The sequence below is a fragment of the Amycolatopsis sp. CA-161197 genome (genome assembly GCF_050942255.1).
Classification (GTDB): Bacteria; Actinomycetota; Actinomycetes; order Mycobacteriales; family Pseudonocardiaceae; genus Amycolatopsis.
Map to the genome: position 1 here is coordinate 3,701,922 of NZ_CP192059.1, position 20,042 is coordinate 3,721,963.

Here is a 20,042-nt window from a genome sequence, read left to right on the forward strand (position 1 = left end):
ACTTCGGACGGTTGCGCCGATCGGCCGACGCCGCCTGCGCCACTTGCCCTCGTCGTGTCGGTTTTTGTCGGAAACGTGTGACAGCAGTGTGAATCACGGTCCGGATCGCTTGCCCGCGCGGGGCCGACGTGCCGAGAATCCAGCGGTGATCGGCGAGGCGAGCGGGGGCAGGCGTGGCAGCGGACGGGCGTGATCTCCCCGCGGTCGGCACGCCCCGGCTCATCGGCCGCGACGACGAGCTCACCCGCCTGGCCGCCGCGCTCGCGTCGCCGCCGGGCGTGGTGCTGGTCTCGGGCGAGGCGGGCATCGGCAAGAGCCGGCTCGTGCGGGAGCTGCTGCCGGAGCCCGGCGTCCTCGTCGCGCGCTGCCCACCGCTGCGGGAGGCGCTCACCCTCGGCCCGATCGTCGACGCGCTGCGCCAGGCGCGTCCGGGCGTGGCCGGCCTGCGGCTGAGCCCGCTGGCCGGCACGCTGCGGCCATTGTTCCCGGAGTGGGACCTGCCGCCCGCCCCGGAGGCGCTGGCCGACGCGGGCGCGGCGCGGCACCGGCTGCTGCGCGCGCTGGCCGAGCTGCTCGACCGGATCGGCGTCGACGTGCTCGTGGTCGAAGACGTGCACTGGGCCGACGAGACCACGTTGGAGTTCCTGCTGTTCCTCGCCGCCCGGCACGAGCCGCGGCCGGGACTGGTGCTCACCTACCGGCCCGACGAGGTCGGCGACGACAGCCTGCTGCTGCGGCTTTCCTCGCGCTACCCGCGCATCACCCTCGGCGCGCTCGACGTGGCGCAGACCGCGCAGCTGGTCTCGTCCATGCTGGGCGACGAGCGCGTGTCGGAGCCGTTCGCGCGGTTCCTGCACCGGCACACCGACGGGATCCCGTTCGCGCTCGAGGAGTCCGTCCGGCTGCTGCGCGACCGCGCCGACCTCATCCGCCAGGGCGGCGAGTGGATCCGGCGTTCGCTCACCGAGATCGCGGTGCCGCCGACGATCCGCGACGCGCTGGCCGAACGGCTCGTGCGGCTCACCACCGACGCCCAGGCGGTTCTGCGGGCGTGCGCGGTGCTCGCGACCCCCGCGGCCGAGCGCGACGTCGTCGAGGTCTGCGGGCTGCCGGCCACGCGGGCGGGCATCGCGATCGACGAGGCGGCGCGCAGCGGGCTGCTCGTCGAGGACGACCGCGGGCGCCTCGGCTTCCGGCACCTGCTGGCGGCGAAGGCCGTGTACGACGGCATCGGCGGGCGCGAACGCCGCGAGCTGCACCGGCGTTCGGGCAAGGCGCTGTCCGCTTGGGATCCGGCGCCGGTCGCCGTGCTGGCGCACCACTTCCGCGAAGCCGGCGAGACGGAGAAGTGGTGCGAGTACGCGGAACGCGCGGCGGATCTCGCGCTCGCGTCCGGCGACCACCACACCGCTGTGTCCTTTCTGCACGGCCTGCTCGCCTCGCCCGCGCTGCCTCCGACGGCCGTGGCGCGGCTCACGCGCAAGACGCCGCTGTTCGCGTTCACCGGCTATCTCGGCCGGGTCGATCTCGTGCGGACGGTGCGCGGGGTGCTCGACAGCGCCGTGCTCGACCGGCGCGAGAGCGCGGAGATCCGCAGCCAGCTGGGCCGGTTGCTGATGCACGCCGGCGACTACGCCGAGGGTGCCGCCGAAATCGCCAGGGCGATCCCCGATCTGGCGGACAACCCGGCCGCCGCGGCGCAGGCGATGTCGGTGCTCGGCCGGCCCGCCGGAGCGTCGTGGCCCCTCCAGGCGCACCGCGAATGGCTCGACCGCGCCGACGCCGTCGTGCGCTCGGCCGTGCCGGAGCGCGAGCGGCTGTCGTTCACCGTCGACCGCGCGACGGCGTTGCTCGAGATGGGCGACGAAGCCGGCTGGGCGGTCGCGGACACCCTGCCCGCGGACGACGCCCACGACCCGCTGCAGATCACCCGCGGCCTGCTCAACTACGGCGACGCCGCGCTGCAGTGGGGCCGCTACGCCGACGCGCGCGCCAAGCTGACCCGGTCCGTCGAGCTGGCCGAGCAGCAGGGGTTGCAGCGGTTGCGCGACATGGGGCTCGCCACGCTGATCCGGCTCGACTGGCTGACCGGCGCGTGGACCGGGCTGGCCGCCCGGGTCGCCGAGTTCGCGGACCTCGCGGAGGAACCGCTGATCCAGCTGGACACGACGTTGGTGGGCGCGCTGCTGCAGTCGGCCACCGAGCCCGGCAGCGAGGCCGAGGTCGAGCGCAAGCTCACGCTGGTGCTCGACGCCGCCCGGCAACGCGGGATTGTCGACATGCCGCTCGAACCGGCGGCGGCGCTGGCCCGGCTGCACCTGGCGGCCGGACGCCCGGAGCGGGCGCTGGCGGTCACCGAGGAACCGATGGCCGTGGTGGCGCGCAAGCAGATCTGGCTGTGGGCGGCCGAACTGGCGCCGGTGCGGGTGGAGGCGCTGCTCGCGGCCGGCCGGGTCGCCGAGGCCTCGGCGCTGGTGGCCGAGTTCGCCGCCGGTCACCCCGGCGGGACGGGCGCGATCCACTGCTGCCGGGCGCTGCTCACCGAGGCCACGGGCGACCACGCCGGCGCCGCGCGCGAGTGGGCCGAGGCCGCCGCCGCGTGGGCCGCTCTGCCGCGCCCGTACGACGCCCTGCTCGCCCGCGAGCGCGCAGCAGCGTGCCTGCCGGCCGGCGGTTCTCGCGCCGCCGCGGTGGAGCAGCTGGAATCGGTGCTCGCCGACTGCGTCGCCCTGGGCGCCTCCGCCCTCGCCTCCCGGATCCGCGCCCAGCTCCCCGCGCCCCCCGTCTGGCGCGGCGGCCGTCGCGGCTACGGCGACCAGCTGTCCCCGCGCGAGCTGGAAGTCGTGCGCCTCCTGCTGACCGGTCTCACCACCCCGGAGATCGCCCAGGCCCTGTCCCGCTCCCCGAAAACCGTGGCGGCCCAGCTGAACTCCGCGATGCGCAAACACCGCGTCTCCTCGCGCACGGCGCTGGCCGTGAGCGCCACCCAGGCCGGCATCACCCCGGCGACGGGCGGACTGAACCAAGGCGTGGACTAAGCAAGCGCGGTCCGCGAGATTAGGTCATCCGCCCAATCGCGAACCGAGCGTGTGCGCCCCGATACTTCGCCGGTGAACGCGACGAGACCCGGCGATGGCTGTCCGGTGGACGGCAGCGCGGAACCCCGGCCCGGCGCGGGAACCGATCCCCACCCCACCACCGAGGATCGCGCCGACGCCGCACCGGCGTCCGGCGATCGGTCCGACCGGGCAGCCGACGAAGGCGGGCGCGACCTGCCCGCGGGGTACGAACCCCTGTGACTGCCCGGGCGAACGGAAAGGTCATCCCTTGAGAGTCCCCCGGGGGCGCCTGCTGGCGCTCATCCTCCCGGTGCTGGCCGGCCTGGCGCTGGTCGTCGGCACCACCCAACCCGGCCTCCAACCCGGCACAACCCCACCGCAGACGTCCGCGGAAGCCCCGGCCCAAGCCGCAGCCGCCGGGCAGGCCGTGCTCGACGCCGCCAACACCTCCGGCGACGCGAAGCCCGTCGCCGCCGACAAGGCCACCCGGACGGCCACGGGCAAGACCGCCGCGAAGGCGCCCAAGGCGCTCTACGCCCCGACCGGCTGCAACCCCGCCAAGCCGAAGCCGCACACCGTCACGTGCAACTCGCTGTTCAAGGCGGGCACGGACCTGCGCCCCCTGACCAGCAACGCCGGCCCGCTGCCGGATTCGCTCGGCCCGGCCGACATCAAGGCCGCCTACGACCTCCCCGACGGCGGCGCGGGCAAGACCGTCGCCATTATCGACGCGCTCGGCGACTCCCACGCCGAGGCCGACCTCGCCGTGTACCGCGCGCAGTACGGCCTCCCGCCGTGCACCACGGACAACGGCTGCTTCCGCAAGGTGGACCAGAACGGCGGCGTGAACTACCCGGCCGACGACGACGGCTGGGCGCAGGAGACCGCGCTCGACCTCGACGCCGTCTCGGCCGCCTGCCCCGCGTGCCACATCCTGCTCGTCGAGGGCGCTTCCACGAGCCCGTACGACATCGTGGTCGGGGTCGACACCGCCGTGCGCCTGGGCGCGAAGTTCGTCTCGAACTCCTACGGCATCGACGGCGAGGACCCCGAAGAGGGCACGCTCGACTCGCACTACACCGTGCCCGGCGTCGCGATGGTCGCCTCCACCGGTGACCACGCCTACGGCCTGCAGGACTGGCCCGCCGCCAACCCCAACGTCGTCGCCGCCGGCGGCACGAACCTCTACCGCGACCCGGCGAACCCGCGCGGCTGGAGCGAGCAGGCCTGGTCCGACGCCGGCTCCGGCTGCTCCCCGTACGAGCCGAAGCCCGAGTACCAGCAGGAGCTGGCCACCGGCTGCGCGAACCGCGCCATCGCCGACGTCTCCGCCGTCGCCGACCCGGCGAGCGGCTTCGCGATCTACGACTCCGGCAAGTCCGGCGGCTGGGGCCAGGTGGGCGGCACGAGCCTGTCGTCGCCGCTGATCGCCTCGATGTTCGCCCTCGCCGGCGACCCGCGGCCGGGCACGAACCCCGCGACCTACGCCTACTTCAACCACGGCAACGACCTCTACGACGTCACCCAGGGCACCAACGGTTCGTGCGCCACGGTCCTGTGCACCGCCGGCCCGGGCTGGGACGGCCCCACCGGTCTCGGCTCGCCCCACGGCGTCGCGACCCTCGCCTACACTCCACAAGGGACGGTCGACGGCCACGTCCGCGACACCGCGGGCACGCCGGTCGCCGGCGCCACGGTGACCGCCACCGGCAAGGCCACCGGCAACGTCTACCACGCCACGACCGACGCCCAGGGCGCCTACCACCTGGCCGTCGCCGCCGACTCCTACCAGCTCGCGGTCACCCGCTTCGGCTACGAGAACGGCAGCGGCGAACTGTCCATCGTGGACGGTCAGGCCGCCACGTCCGACTACGCCGTCGCGAAGATCGCCACCCAGGCCGTGTCGGGCACCGTGACCGACGGCTCCGGCCACGGCTGGCCGCTGTACGCGAAGATCACCGTCGACGGCTACCCCGGCGGCGCGATCTACACCGACCCGTTCTCCGGCAAGTACAGCGTCGACCTGCCGCAGGGCGCGGCCTACCAGCTGCACGTCTCCGCGGTGCAGCCCGGCTACCAGCAGATCGACAAGCAGGTGACCGTCGCCGATTCGGGCGTGCGGCAGAACTTCACCGCCGCCGTCGACCCGAACGCGTGCACCGCGCTCGGCTACGGCCACGCCGCGCTGACGCACTTCGACGGCTGGCTCGGCACCGCCCCGAAGGACGGGTGGACCGTGACGAACGCCGACCCGGCCTCGACGGGCTGGACGTTCGACAACGGCATCGAGCTGTTCAACTTCATCAGCAGCGGCAACTACGCGCTCGCCAGCCCGATCACCCGCGACGGCAAGGCGGAGGACACCACGTTCCTCTCGCCGGTCCTCGACCTGACCGGCGACGACGCTCCGGTGCTGTCGTTCGGCGGCGTGTACGTGCCGGACGGGAACAGCGCGTTCGACGCCGATCTGTCCCTCGACGGCGGTGCCACGTGGAGCCCGCTGGCGCACCACACCACCGACCTCGTGCAAACGCAGGTGTCGATCCCGCTGCCGCAGGCCGCGGGCAAGGACTCCGTGCGCGTGCGGTTCCACTTCCAGGGTGCCGGGAACTCGCTCGCGGAGCTGGACGACGTGGTCGTCGGTTCGTGCACGGCCGGCGAAGGCGGCCTGGTCGCGGGCGTGGTCACCGACGCCAACAACGGCCGGCCGCTCGACGACGTCACGGTGGCCGACTCGGCCGCCGCGGCCCGCTCCGCGGTCAGCTCGCCCACCCCGGACGACGCCGCCCTGGCGGACGGTTTCTACGAGCTGTTCGACACCACCGGTGCGCACCAGTACACGGCGAGCCTGCCGCGGTACTCGTCACCGGCGCTGTCGACGACGACCGGCCTGAACTCCGTGGCCCGCCTGGACGTCAAGCTCAAGGCCGGGCAGCTGGCGGTCGGTTCGACCGCGCTGACCGTGAGCAAGACGATGGGCCAGGTCGCGAACCAGACGGTGAAGCTCACCAACACCGGCACGGCACCGGTGCACGTGTCGCTCGGCGAGCACGTCACCGGGTTCACTGGGGTCGACCCGTCGGCGGCGGCCGGCTGGCAGCCGATGGCGAACGTCCCGGAGTTCACCTACCAAAGCGCGCTCGGCGGTTACCAGGGCAAGATCTACAGCGCGGGCGGCATGCCCATGCACATGCTCTCGCCCTCGGCCCGCAGCTACGTGTACGACCCGGTCTCCGCCGCGTGGTCGCCGATCGCGGACATGCCGGAGCCGGTGATGCGTGGTGCGGCGGCGTTCCTGGACGGTTCGCTGTACGTCGTCGGCGGGGCCGGGATGCCCGGCCTCCTGTCCACGACGTACGCCTACCACCCGCAGACGAACACCTGGTCGCGGCTGGCGGACCTGCCGGCGAAGCTCTACGGCGCCACCGCCGCCACGCTCGGCGGGAAGCTGTACGTGGTCGGCGGCTGCGCGAGCGTGTGCGGCAAGGACCCGGTGAAGACGGCGTTCGTCTACGACCCGGTGCGCAACGCCTGGTCGGCACTGCCCGACTACCCGGAGGCCGAGAGCGACGCGGCCTGCGCCGGGATCCACGGTGAGATCGTGTGCGCCGGCGGGTACCTCGGTGGCGTCACGAACATCAAGTCGACCTATGTGTTCAAGCCGGGCAGCGCCGCGTGGACGAAGGTGGCCGACGCACCGTACGAGGTCTCCCAGATGGCCTACAGCGGGGCGAACGGCCGCCTGCAGCTCGCCGGTGGCGAGACCGGCACCGGCACGGTCGTCTCCCAGGCCGGCGAGACCGCGCACACCATCGAGTACGACCCGGTGAGCGACAGGTGGTCGTCGCTGCCGGACCTGCCGCAGGAGTACTACGGCGGCGGACGCGGGGCGTGTGCGCTCTACCAGGTCGGTTCGTTCGTGCCGGCGCTGCGCACCACGGCGATGCTGCCGGGCTACGACCAGTGCGGTGACGACGACGCCGGCTGGCTCTCCGAAGGCAGCACCGAGCTGGACCTCGCACCCGGCGCCATCGCGAAGGTCGCGGTGACCGTCGACTCCGGCAAGGTCACCCAGCCCGGCAAGTACACGGCGACGATCGCGCTCGACACCGACTCGCCCTACGCGGTGGCGGCCCTGCCCGTCACGCTGCAGGCCGCGGCTCCCAAGGCCTGGGGTGAGCTTTCGGGTACGGTCACCGACTCCGCGTCGGGCGCGCCGGTGGCCGACGCCACGGTGCAGGTGTGCACGATGGTCCACAACGGAGTGTGCGGCGAGGTGTCGTACACCCTCAAGACCGACGCGCAGGGCCGCTACCGGCTGTGGCTGGACAAGGGTTACAACCCGCTGATGGTCACCGTGGCCGCCAACGGGTACCAGCCGCAGTTCCGGCAGGTGAAGGTGATGGCGGGCCAGGCCACGGTGAACGACGTGGCTCTGCCCAAGATCTAGGCGCACCAGCGAAAAGCGGTCCCGCCCGGGGAGCCACCCGGGCGGGACCGCTTTTCGCGTGTCAGTACGACTTGGGCAGCCCGAGCACGTGGGTGGAGACGTAGTTCAGCACCATCTCCTGGCTCACCGGCGCGATCCGCAGCAGGCGGGCTTCGCGGAAGTAGCGCTCGACGTGGTACTCCTTCGCGTAACCCATGCCGCCGAGGGTCTGCATCGCGCGGTCGGCGGCCTGGAACCCGGCGTCGGCGCAGAGCCACTTGGCCATGTTGGCCTCGCGCCCGCACGAGAGGCCCTGGTCGTAGCGCCAGGCCGCGTTGCGGGCCATGAGCTCGGCGGCGTCGAGGCGGGTCCGGGCTTCGGCGAGCGGGAACGCGATGCCCTGGTTCTGCCCGATCGGCCGGTCGAACACGATGCGCTCGCGGGCGTAGGCCACGGCGCGGTCCACGGCGGCGCGGCCGAGGCCGAGGGCTTCGTGGGCGAGCAGGATGCGTTCGGGGTTCAGGCCGTCGAGCAGGTAGCGGAAGCCCTGGCCCTCCTCGCCGATGCGGGCCGACGCGGGCACGCGCAGGTCGTCGATCGCGACCTCGTAGGAGCTGACGGCGTTGCGGCCCATCTTCGGGATCGCGGTCAGCGTGATCGCTTCGGGATCGACGTCCACGAGGAACAGCGACATGCCGTCGGTGGGCCGCTCGACCTCCTCGAGCGGCGTGGTGCGCGCGATGAGCACCATCTTCTGCGACTGGCCGGCCTTGGTGATCCAGACCTTGCGGCCGTTGATCACGTAGTCCGCGTCGGCACCGCCGTCGCGGCGGGCGAAGGTGCGGATGCGCGTGGTGTCGGTGCCGGCGTCGGGCTCGGTGACACCGAAGCAGACGTGCAGCGAGCCGTCGGCGGCGCGGGGGAGGATCTCCTCACGCAGCGCGGGGCTGCCGTGTTTCACGATGGTGTTGAGGCCGAAGATCGTGAGGTGCATGGTGCTGCACCCGTTCATCCCGGCGCCGGACGCGGCGACTTCTTCCAGCAGCAGCGCGGCTTCGAAGATCCCGAGCCCGCCGCCGCCGTACTGCTCGGGGATCGCGATGCCGAGCCAGCCGGCGTCGGCGAACGCGGTGTAGAAGTCCCACGGGAACTCACCCTCGGCGTCGCAGCGGGCCCAGTACTCGTCGGGGAACTTCGCCGCCAGCTCGCGGGCGCCGCGGCGCAGTGCTTCCTGGTCTTCGGTCAACCCGAAGTCCACGTGCTCCACCTCCGTGTGTCGTCAGGACGGGAGCGCCGACTCCAAGGCCCGGATGACCTGGGTGACGTGCCGGCGCGTCGCCTGTTCCGCTGCCGCCGTGTCGCCGGAGCGCAGCGCGTCCAGGATCTCCCCGTGCTCGTCGAGGCTCGCCTCGGGGCGGCCGGGGACGGTGATCGTCACGTTCTGGCCCAGCTGCAGCTGCGCGCCGAGCAGATCGGCGATGGCCAGCAGGCGGCGGTTGGCCGAGCCCTGCCAGATCAGGGCGTGGAACTCCCGGTCGAGCTCGGCGTAGCGTGGCACGTCGCCGGCGGCCAGGGCGGCGTGCTGGCCCTCGACGAGCTCGGCCAGCCGGGCGAGCAGCTCGGCCGGCTGCGTGCGGGCGATGTCGCGCGCGGCGAGCGTGTCGACGGCGGAGCGCAGCTCGTAGATGTCGCGCATGTCGGCCACGGTCAGCTCGGCCACGAAGTACCCCGAATGCTGCCGCGCCACGAGGAATCCCTCGCGTTCGAGGATGGCCAGCGCGGCCTTGACCGGCGTCGGCGAGATGCCGAGGCGCTCGGTCAGCGGCCGTACGGTCACCCGCTCGCCGGGCAGCAGCTGCCGGTCCAGCACAGCCTCGCGGATCGCCCGGTACGCGGTGCGGACCAGGCTGGCCGGTTCGGGGGGCTGGTCAGTCACCGGGTCGCGGCTCCTCGTTCGTGGCTGTGTCCGTTGCGGCTGCCGTGGTCGCGGGTGGGTGCATCGGGACGAGCTCGTGCCGTTGCCACGCGACCAGCTGGTCAGAATAGTGCGCCGAACCGGGCGAGCCGGACGCTCCGCCGGGAATCACCCAGCCGGCGGCGCCGAGCTCGGCCAGATCGAGTACCTGCCGGTACACCGACAGGTTGGTGATGTCGAACCGCCCGCCCGGGGCCCAGCCGTAGGCGCCGTTCTGGATCGTCTCGTTGTCCCCGCCGATGCCGACGGCGGGCGGGTCGAACTCCGCGCCGACCACGGGGTGCAGCGGGTGCTTCGCCGCCGTGCGGTGGACCTCGCCCCAAGGCTGCGGGCCCGTCTCCGCCACGCGGCGCCAGGCCGCGGCGAGCGCGTCGGCGAGCAGGTTGTCGCCGAGCCGCTCGGCGGGCCAGGTGCCCTCGCGCGGCCAGGTCAGGCTCGCGAACCAACGGCGCAGCACCACGGGCATGCCCGGCAGCCCGCACTTCATCAGCCACGCCCGCGTGTCCGCGCCGAGCTCGGCGTCCAGCACGCGCGCGGCGACCTCGCGGCGGAAGCACGCGTGCACGAGCCCGGTGGTCTCGCCGGGGCCGAGGTCCCCGCGGCCGGCCACGAGCACGGCGCGGGCCCGCTCGGCGTCGCCGGTGAACGGTCCGCGTCCGTCGAGCAGCTCCGCCCAGCGCCGGGCCGCGACCGACGTCGTGTCGCCCTGCCACACGCGCATGTCCTCGGCCGTCGCGGGGCCGGCCGCGGCGGCCAGCTCGTGGATGCGCTCGGCGCGGTAGGAGTCGTTGACCGCGTGGGAGATGACCGGGTGCGTGGCGGCGGTGACCGTGTTGTTCGACGTGACGATGAGGTCTTCCGGCGGGTCCTCCGTCCGCGGCATCTCGCCGAACGGCACGCGGCCGCGCCAGCGGTGGGTGGTCTCCCAGCCGGGGACCGGCAGCTGCGTGGCGGCGTGGTTGTCGCGCGCCGGGAGCTGTCCGCGCAGCAGGTAACCGATGTGTCCGTCGCCATCGGCGGCCAGGAGGTTGTTGACCGGGTCGACCCAGCCGTCCTGCGCGTCGAGCAGCGTGTGCACGTCGGGGGCGAGGAGCATCCGGCGCAGCACGCCGAACTGCTCGCACGCGCCGTCGGTGGCCGTCCAGCGCAGTGACAGGGCCGCCCCGCTCGCGGGGTCGCCGTGCACCACGGGACCGTTCGGGGTCAGCCAGCAGCGTTCGACGCGGTCCTCGCCGTCGCGCACGTGGATGACCTCGTCGCGCACCGACGCTTCCGCCCAGCCGTCGGCCGTGCGCACCTGCTCGCCGCGGAAGTGCTCGACGTAGAGGTCCTGCGCGTCGGCCGCGGCGTTGGTGATGGCCCAGCCGACGCGGCCGTTGTGGCCGAAGTGCGGAAAGCCCGGCAGGCCGGGGAACGTCGCGCCGGACACGGTGAACTCCGGGCAGCGCACGTGGGCCTGCCAGTAGGTGTTCGGCACGTCCAGCGCGCGGTGGGAGTCGTTGACCAGCAACGGTTTCCCGCTGGCGGTGCGGCTCGGTCCGAGCACCCACGCGTTGGACCCGCCCTCGGACTCGCTGAGGAACCCGAGGTGCTCGGCCGCCGCTTCGACGTCGGCGCGGGCCTGCTCGAACAGGTTCGCGCGGGCGTCGCCGACCCGGCCCAGCGGCGGCACCGTCACGCGCATGCCCGGCAGCGGCCGTGGATCCAGCTTCGCGGCCGCCTCGGCGCCGGCCGTCGCACGCAGCACTGCGCGGGCGATCTTGTACTGCCACACGCCCATCAGCACGTGGCGGATCTTGAACATCAGCAGCGAATCCCTCGGTGTCCACGGTTCCCAGCCGATGCCGCCGCGGTCGTGCTCGACGCCGGTGCCGCGCTCGGCGACGTGGGCGTTGACGCCCGCCGCGTAGTGCTCGAACGTCGCGAGCGTGGCGGGATCCATGGCGGCCAGGTCGCGGTCGGCGGCGTCGGCGAGGCGCAGCCGGCGGGCGAGCCGGTCGGCGGCCACGGCCGGCTCGCCCACGACCTCGGCCCACCGCCCGGCCGCGCGGCGGCGGTCGTACTCCAGCTGCCACAGCCGGTCCTCGGCGGCGGCGCGGCCGAGCTCGAACCACGCCTGATCCTCGGTTTCCGCCACCACCGAAGGGATTCCGTACGCGTCGCGAGTGATCATGCGACCCCGACCCGCGCGGTCTCGGCGTAGTGGCACGCCGCGGCGCGCGAGTCCGCGAGCGGCCGCAGCGCGGGATCCTCGGTGCGGCAGCGGTCCGTCGCCAGCGGGCACCGCGGGGCGAACGAGCACCCGTCCGATCGCGACAGTGCGCTCGTGGCCTCGCCGGGCTGCTCCACCGGCTCCTGCCGGTCGTGGTCACGCACCCGCGGCCGGGGCGCGGCGGCGAGCAGCAGCTGCGTGTACGGGTGGCGCGGGTCGGCGAACAGCTCCTCGGTCTCGCCCTCCTCCACGATCCGCCCGAGGTACATCACGGCCACGCGGTGAGCCAGGTGGCGCACCAGCGCGAGGTCGTGGCTGATGAACAGGTACGTGATCCCGCGCTCGTCCTGCAGGCGCCGCAACAGGTTCACCACCTGCGCCTGCACCGAGACGTCCAACGCGGACACCGGCTCGTCGCACACGAGGAACTCCGGGTCGAGCGCGATGGCCCGCGCGATCGCCACGCGCTGGCGCTGCCCGCCCGAGAGCTCGTGGGGGTAGCGCTGCGCGAGCTCCGGCGCGAGCGTGACGGCTTCGAGCAGCTCCCGCACGCGTGCGTCGAGATCGCCGCGGAAGTGGTGCACGCGCAGGGGTTCCGCGACGATCTGCCCGACGGTCATGCGGCCGTTGAGCGAGTCGTAGGGGTCCTGGAACACCGGCTGCATCGTGCGCCGCAGCTCGCGCAGCTGCTTCTTGCCGATCGAGTGCACGGCCTGCCCGGCGACCTCCACGCTGCCCTCGTCCGGGCGCTCCAGCGCGAGCAGCAGCCGCCCGGTGGTCGACTTCCCGCAGCCGGACTCGCCGACGAGCGCTAGCGTGGTGCCCTGCTCGACGCGCAGGCTCACGCCGTCGACGGCGGCCATCGTGCCGCCGCGCACGGCGAAGCGCTTGACCAGTCCTTCCGCGACCACGAGATCCGTCATCACGCCACCTCCTGGGATTCGCAGGACACCGGGTGCCAGCACGCGACGCCGTCGACGAGCGCCGGGGCCGTGGCACAGGTGTCGTCGGCGTGGTCGCAGCGCGGGCGGAACGGGCAGCCTTCGAGCACCGCGCCGACGGCGGGGACCTGCCCGGGGATGGTGGGCAGTTCTCCGGCCGCCGGGCGGTCGGGATCGGGCACCGAGCGCAGCAGCGCCGCGGTGTAGGGGTGGCGCGGGGCTTCGAGGACTTCGCGCACGGTGCCGGTCTCCACGACCTTCCCCGCGTACATCACCGCGACGCGGTCGGCGATCTCCGCGACCACACCCATGTCGTGCGTGATGAACAGCAGCGCGGTGTCCCGCGTGCGTTCCCGCAGCAGCGCGAGGACCTGGGCCTGCACGGTCACGTCGAGCGCCGTCGTGGGCTCGTCCGCGATGAGCAGCTCGGGGCTGCCGGCCAGCGCGATCGAGATCATCACGCGCTGGCGCATGCCGCCGGACAGCTCGTGCGGCATCTGCCGCGCCCGCGCCGCGGCGTCGGTGATGCCGACCGACTCCATCAGCTCCACGGCGTGGCGCAGCCGGGCCGAGCGCCGCATCGGCGTGTGGATGGCCAGCACCTCGGCGATCTGCGTGCCGATGCGGGTGGTGGGGTTCAGCGAGCTCATCGGGTCCTGGAAGATCATCGCCGCGCGGGTGCCGCGCAGGCGCCGCAGCTCGCGTTCGCCGCGGCCGATGAGCTCCGTGCCGCCGAGTGTCGCCGACCCCGTCACCTGCGCGGCGGCCGGTTCGAGGCCGAGCAGCGACAGCGCCGTGAGGCTCTTGCCGCAGCCGGATTCCCCGACCACGGCGAGGGTTTCGCCGCGGCCGACGGTGAGGTCGACCCCGCGCACGGCTTCACGGCCGGCGCCGAACGACACTTTCAGGTCCTGTACTTCCAGCAGCTCAGTCATGACCGGGCCTGCCCAACTCTCCGAGGGGGACTTCGTATCCGGTGCCGTGCTCGCGGTGGTGCGCGGCGAGCTCGCCGGTGGTGGGGGTGGCCAGCCCGGCGTCGGCGACGACGAGGGCGAGCAGTGCTTCCAGCGCGGCCACGCGGGCGGGCCGGCCCGACAGCCACGGGTGGACGGTGATCATGCACAGCGACCCGAGCTTCTTCGCCGCCGCGATCTCCGCGGCCCAGCCGGCCAGCACTTCGGGTGTGGTCGCGGGTGGCCGCGGATCCCCGCCGACGTAGCGGTAGTAGGGCGCGTCGTCGGTGGCCCAGTCGACGGGGACCTCCACGAGGTCGTCGACGAGGTACGGACGGTCGTCGCCCATCAGCGAACTGTCGTACGTCAGGCCGAGCTCGTGCAGGACCGGGAACACGTCGGTGGTCATGTCCCAGCTGGGGGAGCGGTAGCCGACCGGCCGTTCGCCGGTGATCGCCGTGAGCGTGTCCGCGGCGTGGGTCAGCGTGCGGCGCAGCTCGTCGCGCGTCAGGCCGGTCGGTGCCTCGTGGCACCAGCCGTGCAGGGCCAGCTCGTGGCCGCGGGCGTGGACCTCGGCCACCTGCTCCGGGTAGCGGTCGGCGATCCAGCCGGGCACGAAGACCGTCGCCCGCAGGTGCAGGTTGTCCATCATGGACAGCAGGTTGCGGATCCCGCGCCGCGGCCCGTAGCGCCGCTGCTCCAGCTCACCGACGGAGGCGGGCGGGTTTTCGCGGGTGCGCCACAGGTGGGGCGATTCGCCGTCGAAGTCGAGCGTGAAGCACACGGCCGCGCGGGCGCCACCGGGCCAGGGGTAGGTCACGACGCACCTCCGGGCGGGGTGAAGTCGCCGGCGGTGCGGCCGCCGTCGACGTCGAGGGTGGTGCCGGTGACGAACGACGCGGCGCTGGAGCACAGCCAGAGGATCGCCGACGGCGCGTCGGCGGGCCCGGACGTGCGCCCGAGCGGGATCGCCCGGCGCATCTTGGCGACGTGCTCGTCGGGCAGCTCGCTGACCTCGCTTCCGGGCGCGAACCCGGGGCCCACACTGTTGACGCGGATCCCGGCCTCACCCGTTTCGAGGGCGAGCGACCGGGTGAGCATCTCCAGCGCCGCTTTGCTCGCGGAGTAGACGCCGCCGGTGCGGGTCGGGCGTTTCGCCGCGCCGGACGACAGGTTGACGATGCAGCCCTGCGTGCCGGTGGCGGCCATCGTCGCGATCACGTGCCGCGCGAGCTGGTAGGGCGCGAGGACGTTGACGGCGAAGATCGTCTCCACGGTCTCACGCTCGGTGGTGGCGACCGGCGTGCGCGGGTAGATGCCGGCGTTGTTGACGAGGATGTCGGCCGTCGGCCAGCGGTCGTCGATCGCCGCGATCAGTTCTTCCACGCCGGCGCCGGTGGTCAGGTCGGCCACCGCCGCGTGGGCGCCCAGCCGCTTCGCCAGCTCCCGCACCGGCTCGGGCCGGTTGTCGGACAACACCAACTCGGCGCCCTCGGCGTGGAAGGCCTCGGCCGTCCACGTGCCGATCAACCCGGCCGCGCCCGTGATGACCACGCGCTTGCCGGTGAACTCGCCTCGGTAGTCGGGGATCATGCGGTCTGCCTCGCCATCCGTCGAAGGAGCCGCGGGCGCGGCAGCTCGGCGCGTTTCGCCGGGTCCAGCCGGTCGCGCGCCGCATCACCCAGCAGGTTCACGGCCAGCACGAGCAGGAACAACGCGATGCCCGGGAAGGTCGCCAGCCACCACGCCGAAGCGATGTACTGCTGGCCGTCGGACAGGATCGAGCCCCACGACGCGGTGGGCGGCTGCACGCCGAGACCCAGGAACGACAGCGAGGCCTCGTAGATCACCATCAGGCCCAGCTCCAGCGTGGCGACCACAATGGACACCGGCAGCACCTCGGGCAGCACGTGCCGCAGCACGATCCACCACGCGGGCGCGCCCGTCGCCGTGGCCGCGCGGACGAACCCGCGGCCGCGCGCCTGCAGCGTCGCGGAATGGGCGACGCGGGCGTAGCGCGGCCAGCGCACGAGCGCCAGGCACACCACCACGTTGAGCAGGCTCGGCCCGAGCACCGCGACCACGAGGATCGCCAGCAGGAAGAACGGCACCGAGAGCACGATGTCGACCACCCGCATGATCACCGCGCCGAGCCAGCCGCCGCGCCAGCCCGCGAGCACGCCGAGCGCGACGCCGACCACCCCGCCGGCCACGACGGCACCGATCGCGACGAGCAGCGAGACCTGGGTGCCGTAGATGACGCGGGATGCCACGTCGCGCCCGAGCGCGTCGGTGCCGAGCCAGTGGTGCGCGCCCGGGGGCAGCAGCCGCTGCGCGAGCGTGACCTTGTCCGGGTCGAACGGGGCCAGCAGCGGCGCGAACACCGCGGCCAGCACGTAGATCGCGAGTACGACCAGGGGAATGACGATCGCCCGCCGCTTCACGCCGCACCTCCTCGGGCACCGGTGGCGACGCGCCGGTCGATCACGCCGTAGAGCAGGTCGGTGAGCAGGTTGATCACGATGTACACCGCGGAAGCGAACAGCACGATCGCCTGCACCACCGGGAAGTCGCGCGCCGACACCGACTGGATCGTCAGCTGGCCGATGCCCGGCCACGCGAAGATCACCTCGGTCACCACCGCGCCGCCGAGCAGGTTGGCCAGCTCCAGCGCCGCGACGGTGAGCACCGGGATCGCGCTGTTGCGCGCGAGGTGGCGCAGCACGAGCCGCGTGGTGCTCGAGCCCTTGGCCCGCGCGGTGCGCACGTAGTCCTGTGACAGCTGTTCCAGCACCGCGCCGCGCGTCACGCGGGCGATCGCCGCGGCGGACAGCGAGGCGAGCGTGACAGCGGGCAGCAGCAACGAAAGCGGCCCGTCGTACCCGGTGGACGGCAGCCAGCGCAGCGCCACCGAGAACACGAGCACGAGCAGCAGCCCGGTCCAGAACGCGGGCATCGCCTGTCCGACCAGCACGATCGGCATGAGCACGCGTTCCTGCCAGCGGCCGCGCTTGAGCGCCGTGATCACCCCGATCACCACGCCGAACACCACCGACAGGATCAGCGCGGCCACCGCGAGGTTCGCCGTGTAGGGCAGCCGCTCGGCGATCAGCGCCGCCGCCGGCCGGTTCTGCACGTAGGAGTACCCGAGGTCGCCGCGCACGGCGTTGCCGAGGAACGAAACGTACTGGTGCCACAGGGAATCGCTGAGGCCGAGCTGCTCGCGCACCCGCTCGATGTCGGCCGCCGTGGCGCCCTCGGGCACGAGCAGCCGCGCCGGGTCGCCGGAGAGGCGCAGCGCGAAGAACACGATGGTGGTCACGCCGAACAGCGCGAGCACGGCCTGGCCCAGCCGGCCCGCGACGTACCGCGGGGTCGCCGGCAGGCTCCTCGTCCGCCTCCGGCGGGCCGGCACTGCGATCGCCGTCATGTCAGCTCACCTTCATCTGGTCGAGGAACAGGCTTTCCGACGCGTCGGGTGTCCACTGCAGACGCGAGTTCGCGCCGTACACCGCGTATGCCTGGAAGAGACCGATGCCCGGCAGGTCGCGGTTGAGCAGCTCGAACGCCTGCGAGTACAGCTCCGTCCTCCGCGCGGGGTCGATCGTTTCGCGCGCCTGCTCCACGATCTTGTCGAAGGCGGGGTTGCTGTAGGAGCTCCAGATCTCGCCGGTGTGGAACAGCGGGTAGATCACGCCGTCGGAGTCGAGGCACGAGCACGACCACTTGCCGAAGCGGATCGAGCCCCACTCGTGCGACGGGTCCTGCACCTTCTTCAGGTACGTCGCCTGGTCGCTGTTCTGGATCTCCACCTGGAGCCCGACGGCGGCGAGGTCACCCTGGATCGCCTGCACCACCTGCGGGTCGAACGACGGCGAGGTCGCCATCACCAGCTTCGCGCCGACCGCGTGCGCTTCCTGCAGCAGGCGTTTGGCGTCCTCGGGATCGTGGTGATTGTTCGGCAACGACTTGTCGTAGCCGAACGCGAGCGGCGTGGCCATGGAGTTGATCGGCTTGGCGTACCCGCGCTGGAGGTTCTTGATCAGCGCGTCGTAGTCGATCGCCTCGGCGATGGCCTTGCGCACGCGGGGATCGTTGGTGGCACCGCCCTTGATCGTGTTGTAGGCGAGGTAGGCGACGCGCTCGGTGGGCGTGGACAGGATCGCCAGCGTCGGGTCGCGGCGGATCTGGTCGGCGGCGTCCGGCGTGAGCGTGGTCGCGAGGTCGACCTTGCGCGACTGCAGGTCGGCCACGCGGCTGGCCACGTTCGGCACCGCGCGGAACACGGCCGTGCGGATCTGCGTGGGCGGGCCCCACCACTTCGGGTTGGCCGTGAGCACGACCTCGGACCCCGCCGTCGCCGACTGCAGCACGAACGGGCCGGACCCGATCGGCTTCACGGCGAACTGCTTGTCCCCGACGCGCTGCACGTAGGCCTTCGGCACCACCGAGAGCGTGGTCAGGTAGCTCAGCAGCGTGGGGGAGGGGACCGACGTGTGCACCACGAGGTCGCCGCCGTCGGCCGTGGCCTTGTCGATCACGGAGAAGTTCGCGTACTGCTGGCTGCCGAACTTCTTGTCGAGGATCCGGCTGATGGAGTACGCCGCGTCTTCGGCGGTGAGCGGGCTGCCGTCGCTGAAGGTCACGCCGGGGCGCATGGTGAAGCGCCAGGTGAGCGGATCGGTCTGCCGCCACTTCGTGGCGAGCCACGGCACGACCGCGTTCGTCTTCGGGTTCCGGCGCAGCAGCTGGTCGAAGATGTTGCGGTACACCGAGTACGTGTCGGTGTCGTACTGCTTGCCGGGGTCCAGTGTGGACGGGTAGTTGGCGGTGTCGATCGTGATCGTGCCGGGGCCACGGCCCGCGCTCGCCGGCTGGATGCCGCACGAGGCGGCACCCAGGGCGAGGGCGGTGGCCAGGAGGAGCGCCGCACGGAAACGTCGTCGGTTCATGGGCTCGGTCCTGTCAGATCGGCTGCTGAGGTGGGGACATCAGATCAGATCCAATCGAGGCGGCAAAGGCCTGCGCGCAGGGTTAACGCGCGCGCAACATGCCTCCCCGGGCGGGGATCGCGTCGGTCTTCGCCAGCAGCGGCGCGTCGACCTCCACGGTCTCGGGGTACTTGATTCCGGCGCCGGTGTTGAGGACCACGACCTCGTCGTCCTCGCTGACCCAGCCGGATTCGCGCAGCTGGTCCAGTGCCGCGAAGCAGGCCGCGCCCTCGGGGCAGATGAAGGCGCCCTCCAGCGTGGCCAGCCGACGTTGGGCGGCCAGCAGCTCGTCGTCGGTCACCGCGATCGCGGTGCCCTCGGTGGCCCGGACGGCGTCCAGCACGAGGAAGTCGCCCAGCGCCTTGGGCACGGTGATGCCGAAGGCGACGGTGCGTGCGTCGGGGAACAGGGTGCTTTCCGCGGCGCCGGACTTGAAGGCCTCGACGATCGGCGCGCAGCCGGTGGCCTGCACGGCGACGAGCCGGGGCAGGTCGCCGGAGATCCAGCCCAGCTCCCGCATCTCCAGCAGGGCCTTGTAGATGCCGATGATGCCGACGCCGCCACCGGTCGGGTAGAGGATCACGTCGGGCACGCGCCACCCGAGCTGCTCGACGATCTCGTAGCCCATCGTCTTCTTGCCCTCGAGCCGGTAGGGCTCCTTGAGGGTGGACACGTCCTGGTAGCCCTGGCGTTCGGCCACGGCGGCGCCGACGAGCTTGCCCGCGTCGCCGATCAGTCCGTCCACCCGGTACAGCTCGGCGCCGGCGGCGAGGCACTCCTTCATGGTGATCGCGGGGGCGTCGTCGGGCATCGCGATGAGGCTGTCCATTCCGGCGCGGGCGGCGTAGAGCGCCCAGGCCGCACCGGCGTTGCCGTTGGTCGGCATCGCGACGCCGCGAACGCCGAGCTCGGCCGCGCGCGAAACGCCCACGGCGGCACCGCGGGCCTTGAACGACCCGGTGGGCACCAGGCCCTCGTCCTTCATGAGCAGCTTGGGCACGCCGGACTGCTTGCCCTGGTTCGGCAGCGGCAGCAGGGGAGTCAGGCCTTCGCCGAGGCTCACGATGTTGTCGCGCGAACGCACCGGCAGCACCTCGTGGTAGCGCCAGAGACTGGGTTCCCGGGCCGCGATGTCCTCGCGGGTGACCGTTTCCCGCACCCGCTCCAGGTCGTAGCGCGCGAGCAGCGGCGCGCCCGCGGCCGACGTGCCGGCCACCTGGTCCGCCTCGTACCGGTCTCCGGTCCGGGAACACTCCAGGTGACTGAGGAACGAGAACGTCATGCCGCCTCCATGCGTCGGGTCGGAATCCCCGAGAGTTTGGATCCAAAACGGCGGTTCGTCAACCGGGACCACTCTTCGGTATCGGTTCCGAAGCTCTGCCAGCCCTGCTCGGCCGCGCACCGGTGATCAAGGAAAGCGCTTCGCCGGAATGCGCGACGGCGGGCTCGCTCATCGTGACCGGCAACGCGCGGAATGGCGGC

14 protein-coding genes are annotated in these 20,042 nt (G+C 72.7%); 3 read left to right on the forward strand and 11 right to left on the reverse strand.

Annotation, left to right across the window (positions count from 1 at the left end):
- Positions 1-173: 173 nt before the first annotated feature.
- The 3 genes from ACQPXB_RS17700 to ACQPXB_RS17710 all read left to right on the forward strand — a co-directional run bounded on the left by ACQPXB_RS17700 (position 174) and on the right by ACQPXB_RS17710 (position 7,509).
- Positions 174-3,038 (forward strand): ATP-binding protein, encoded by a 2,865-nt coding sequence (locus tag ACQPXB_RS17700; protein WP_432853373.1) that lies wholly within the window; start codon positions 174-176, stop codon positions 3,036-3,038.
- A gap of 72 nt (positions 3,039-3,110) precedes the next feature.
- A complete protein-coding gene (locus ACQPXB_RS17705) occupies positions 3,111-3,299 on the forward strand; it encodes a hypothetical protein (RefSeq protein WP_366578011.1) in 189 nt (62 codons plus the stop codon).
- Between the two features lie 28 nt (positions 3,300-3,327).
- Positions 3,328-7,509: a carboxypeptidase regulatory-like domain-containing protein gene (locus tag ACQPXB_RS17710; protein WP_432853376.1), complete on the forward strand. Its 4,182-nt coding sequence runs from the start codon at positions 3,328-3,330 to the stop codon at positions 7,507-7,509.
- Positions 7,510-7,570: 61 nt separating this feature from the next.
- Here ACQPXB_RS17710 and ACQPXB_RS17715 read toward each other — a convergent pair whose 3' ends face one another.
- From ACQPXB_RS17715 to ACQPXB_RS17765, 11 genes are all read right to left on the reverse strand, one after another.
- Entirely contained in the window at positions 7,571-8,746 is a 1,176-nt protein-coding gene (locus tag ACQPXB_RS17715; RefSeq protein ID WP_386953386.1) for an acyl-CoA dehydrogenase family protein, read from the reverse strand.
- Between the two features lie 21 nt (positions 8,747-8,767).
- Positions 8,768-9,424: a GntR family transcriptional regulator gene (locus ACQPXB_RS17720; RefSeq protein ID WP_366578017.1), complete on the reverse strand. Its 657-nt coding sequence runs from the start codon at positions 9,422-9,424 to the stop codon at positions 8,768-8,770.
- Positions 9,417-11,636 (reverse strand): penicillin acylase family protein, encoded by a 2,220-nt coding sequence (locus ACQPXB_RS17725; RefSeq protein ID WP_432853381.1) that lies wholly within the window; start codon positions 11,634-11,636, stop codon positions 9,417-9,419. The genes ACQPXB_RS17720 and ACQPXB_RS17725 overlap by 8 nt, the downstream gene beginning before the upstream one ends.
- Complete coding sequence (locus ACQPXB_RS17730) at positions 11,633-12,598, reverse strand: ABC transporter ATP-binding protein (protein WP_432853384.1); 966 nt, start codon at positions 12,596-12,598, stop codon at positions 11,633-11,635. The genes ACQPXB_RS17725 and ACQPXB_RS17730 overlap by 4 nt, the downstream gene beginning before the upstream one ends.
- Positions 12,598-13,551, reverse strand: a complete 954-nt coding sequence (locus ACQPXB_RS17735) for an ABC transporter ATP-binding protein (RefSeq protein WP_366578022.1) — start codon at positions 13,549-13,551, stop codon at positions 12,598-12,600. The genes ACQPXB_RS17730 and ACQPXB_RS17735 overlap by 1 nt, the downstream gene beginning before the upstream one ends.
- Complete coding sequence (locus ACQPXB_RS17740) at positions 13,544-14,389, reverse strand: polysaccharide deacetylase family protein (protein WP_432853387.1); 846 nt, start codon at positions 14,387-14,389, stop codon at positions 13,544-13,546. The genes ACQPXB_RS17735 and ACQPXB_RS17740 overlap by 8 nt, the downstream gene beginning before the upstream one ends.
- Positions 14,386-15,162, reverse strand: a complete 777-nt coding sequence (locus ACQPXB_RS17745; RefSeq protein ID WP_432853390.1) for an SDR family NAD(P)-dependent oxidoreductase — start codon at positions 15,160-15,162, stop codon at positions 14,386-14,388. Before ACQPXB_RS17745 ends, ACQPXB_RS17740 begins: the two co-directional genes overlap by 4 nt.
- Positions 15,159-16,013, reverse strand: coding sequence for an ABC transporter permease (locus ACQPXB_RS17750; RefSeq protein ID WP_432853393.1), 855 nt, complete (start codon positions 16,011-16,013; stop codon positions 15,159-15,161). The genes ACQPXB_RS17745 and ACQPXB_RS17750 overlap by 4 nt, the downstream gene beginning before the upstream one ends.
- Entirely contained in the window at positions 16,010-16,999 is a 990-nt protein-coding gene (locus ACQPXB_RS17755; protein WP_432853396.1) for an ABC transporter permease, read from the reverse strand. The genes ACQPXB_RS17750 and ACQPXB_RS17755 overlap by 4 nt, the downstream gene beginning before the upstream one ends.
- A gap of 1 nt (position 17,000) precedes the next feature.
- Positions 17,001-18,521 carry an ABC transporter substrate-binding protein gene (locus ACQPXB_RS17760; protein WP_386953402.1) on the reverse strand — a complete coding sequence of 507 codons (1,521 nt, stop codon included), beginning with the start codon at positions 18,519-18,521 and terminating at the stop codon, positions 17,001-17,003.
- 82 nt (positions 18,522-18,603) lie between these two features.
- The gene (locus ACQPXB_RS17765; RefSeq protein ID WP_366578033.1) at positions 18,604-19,842 is read right to left on the reverse strand and encodes a threonine synthase; all 1,239 of its coding nucleotides are present in this window, start codon (positions 19,840-19,842) and stop codon (positions 18,604-18,606) included.
- Between the last annotated feature and the right edge of the window lie 200 nt (positions 19,843-20,042).

Excerpts from the sequence above, each read along its gene's own strand:
- ACQPXB_RS17730 (WP_432853384.1), bottom strand. The coding sequence starts at position 12,598 with ATGACGGATCTCGTGGTCGCGGAAGGACTGGTCAAGCGCTTCGCCGTG.
- ACQPXB_RS17765 (WP_366578033.1), bottom strand. The coding sequence starts at position 19,842 with ATGACGTTCTCGTTCCTCAGTCACCTGGAGTGTTCCCGGACCGGAGAC.
- ACQPXB_RS17755 (WP_432853396.1), bottom strand. The coding sequence starts at position 16,999 with ATGACGGCGATCGCAGTGCCGGCCCGCCGGAGGCGGACGAGGAGCCTG.
- ACQPXB_RS17735 (WP_366578022.1), bottom strand. The coding sequence starts at position 13,551 with ATGACTGAGCTGCTGGAAGTACAGGACCTGAAAGTGTCGTTCGGCGCC.
- ACQPXB_RS17725 (WP_432853381.1), bottom strand. The coding sequence starts at position 11,636 with ATGATCACTCGCGACGCGTACGGAATCCCTTCGGTGGTGGCGGAAACC.
- ACQPXB_RS17745 (WP_432853390.1), bottom strand. The coding sequence starts at position 15,162 with ATGATCCCCGACTACCGAGGCGAGTTCACCGGCAAGCGCGTGGTCATC.
- ACQPXB_RS17760 (WP_386953402.1), bottom strand. The coding sequence starts at position 18,521 with ATGAACCGACGACGTTTCCGTGCGGCGCTCCTCCTGGCCACCGCCCTC.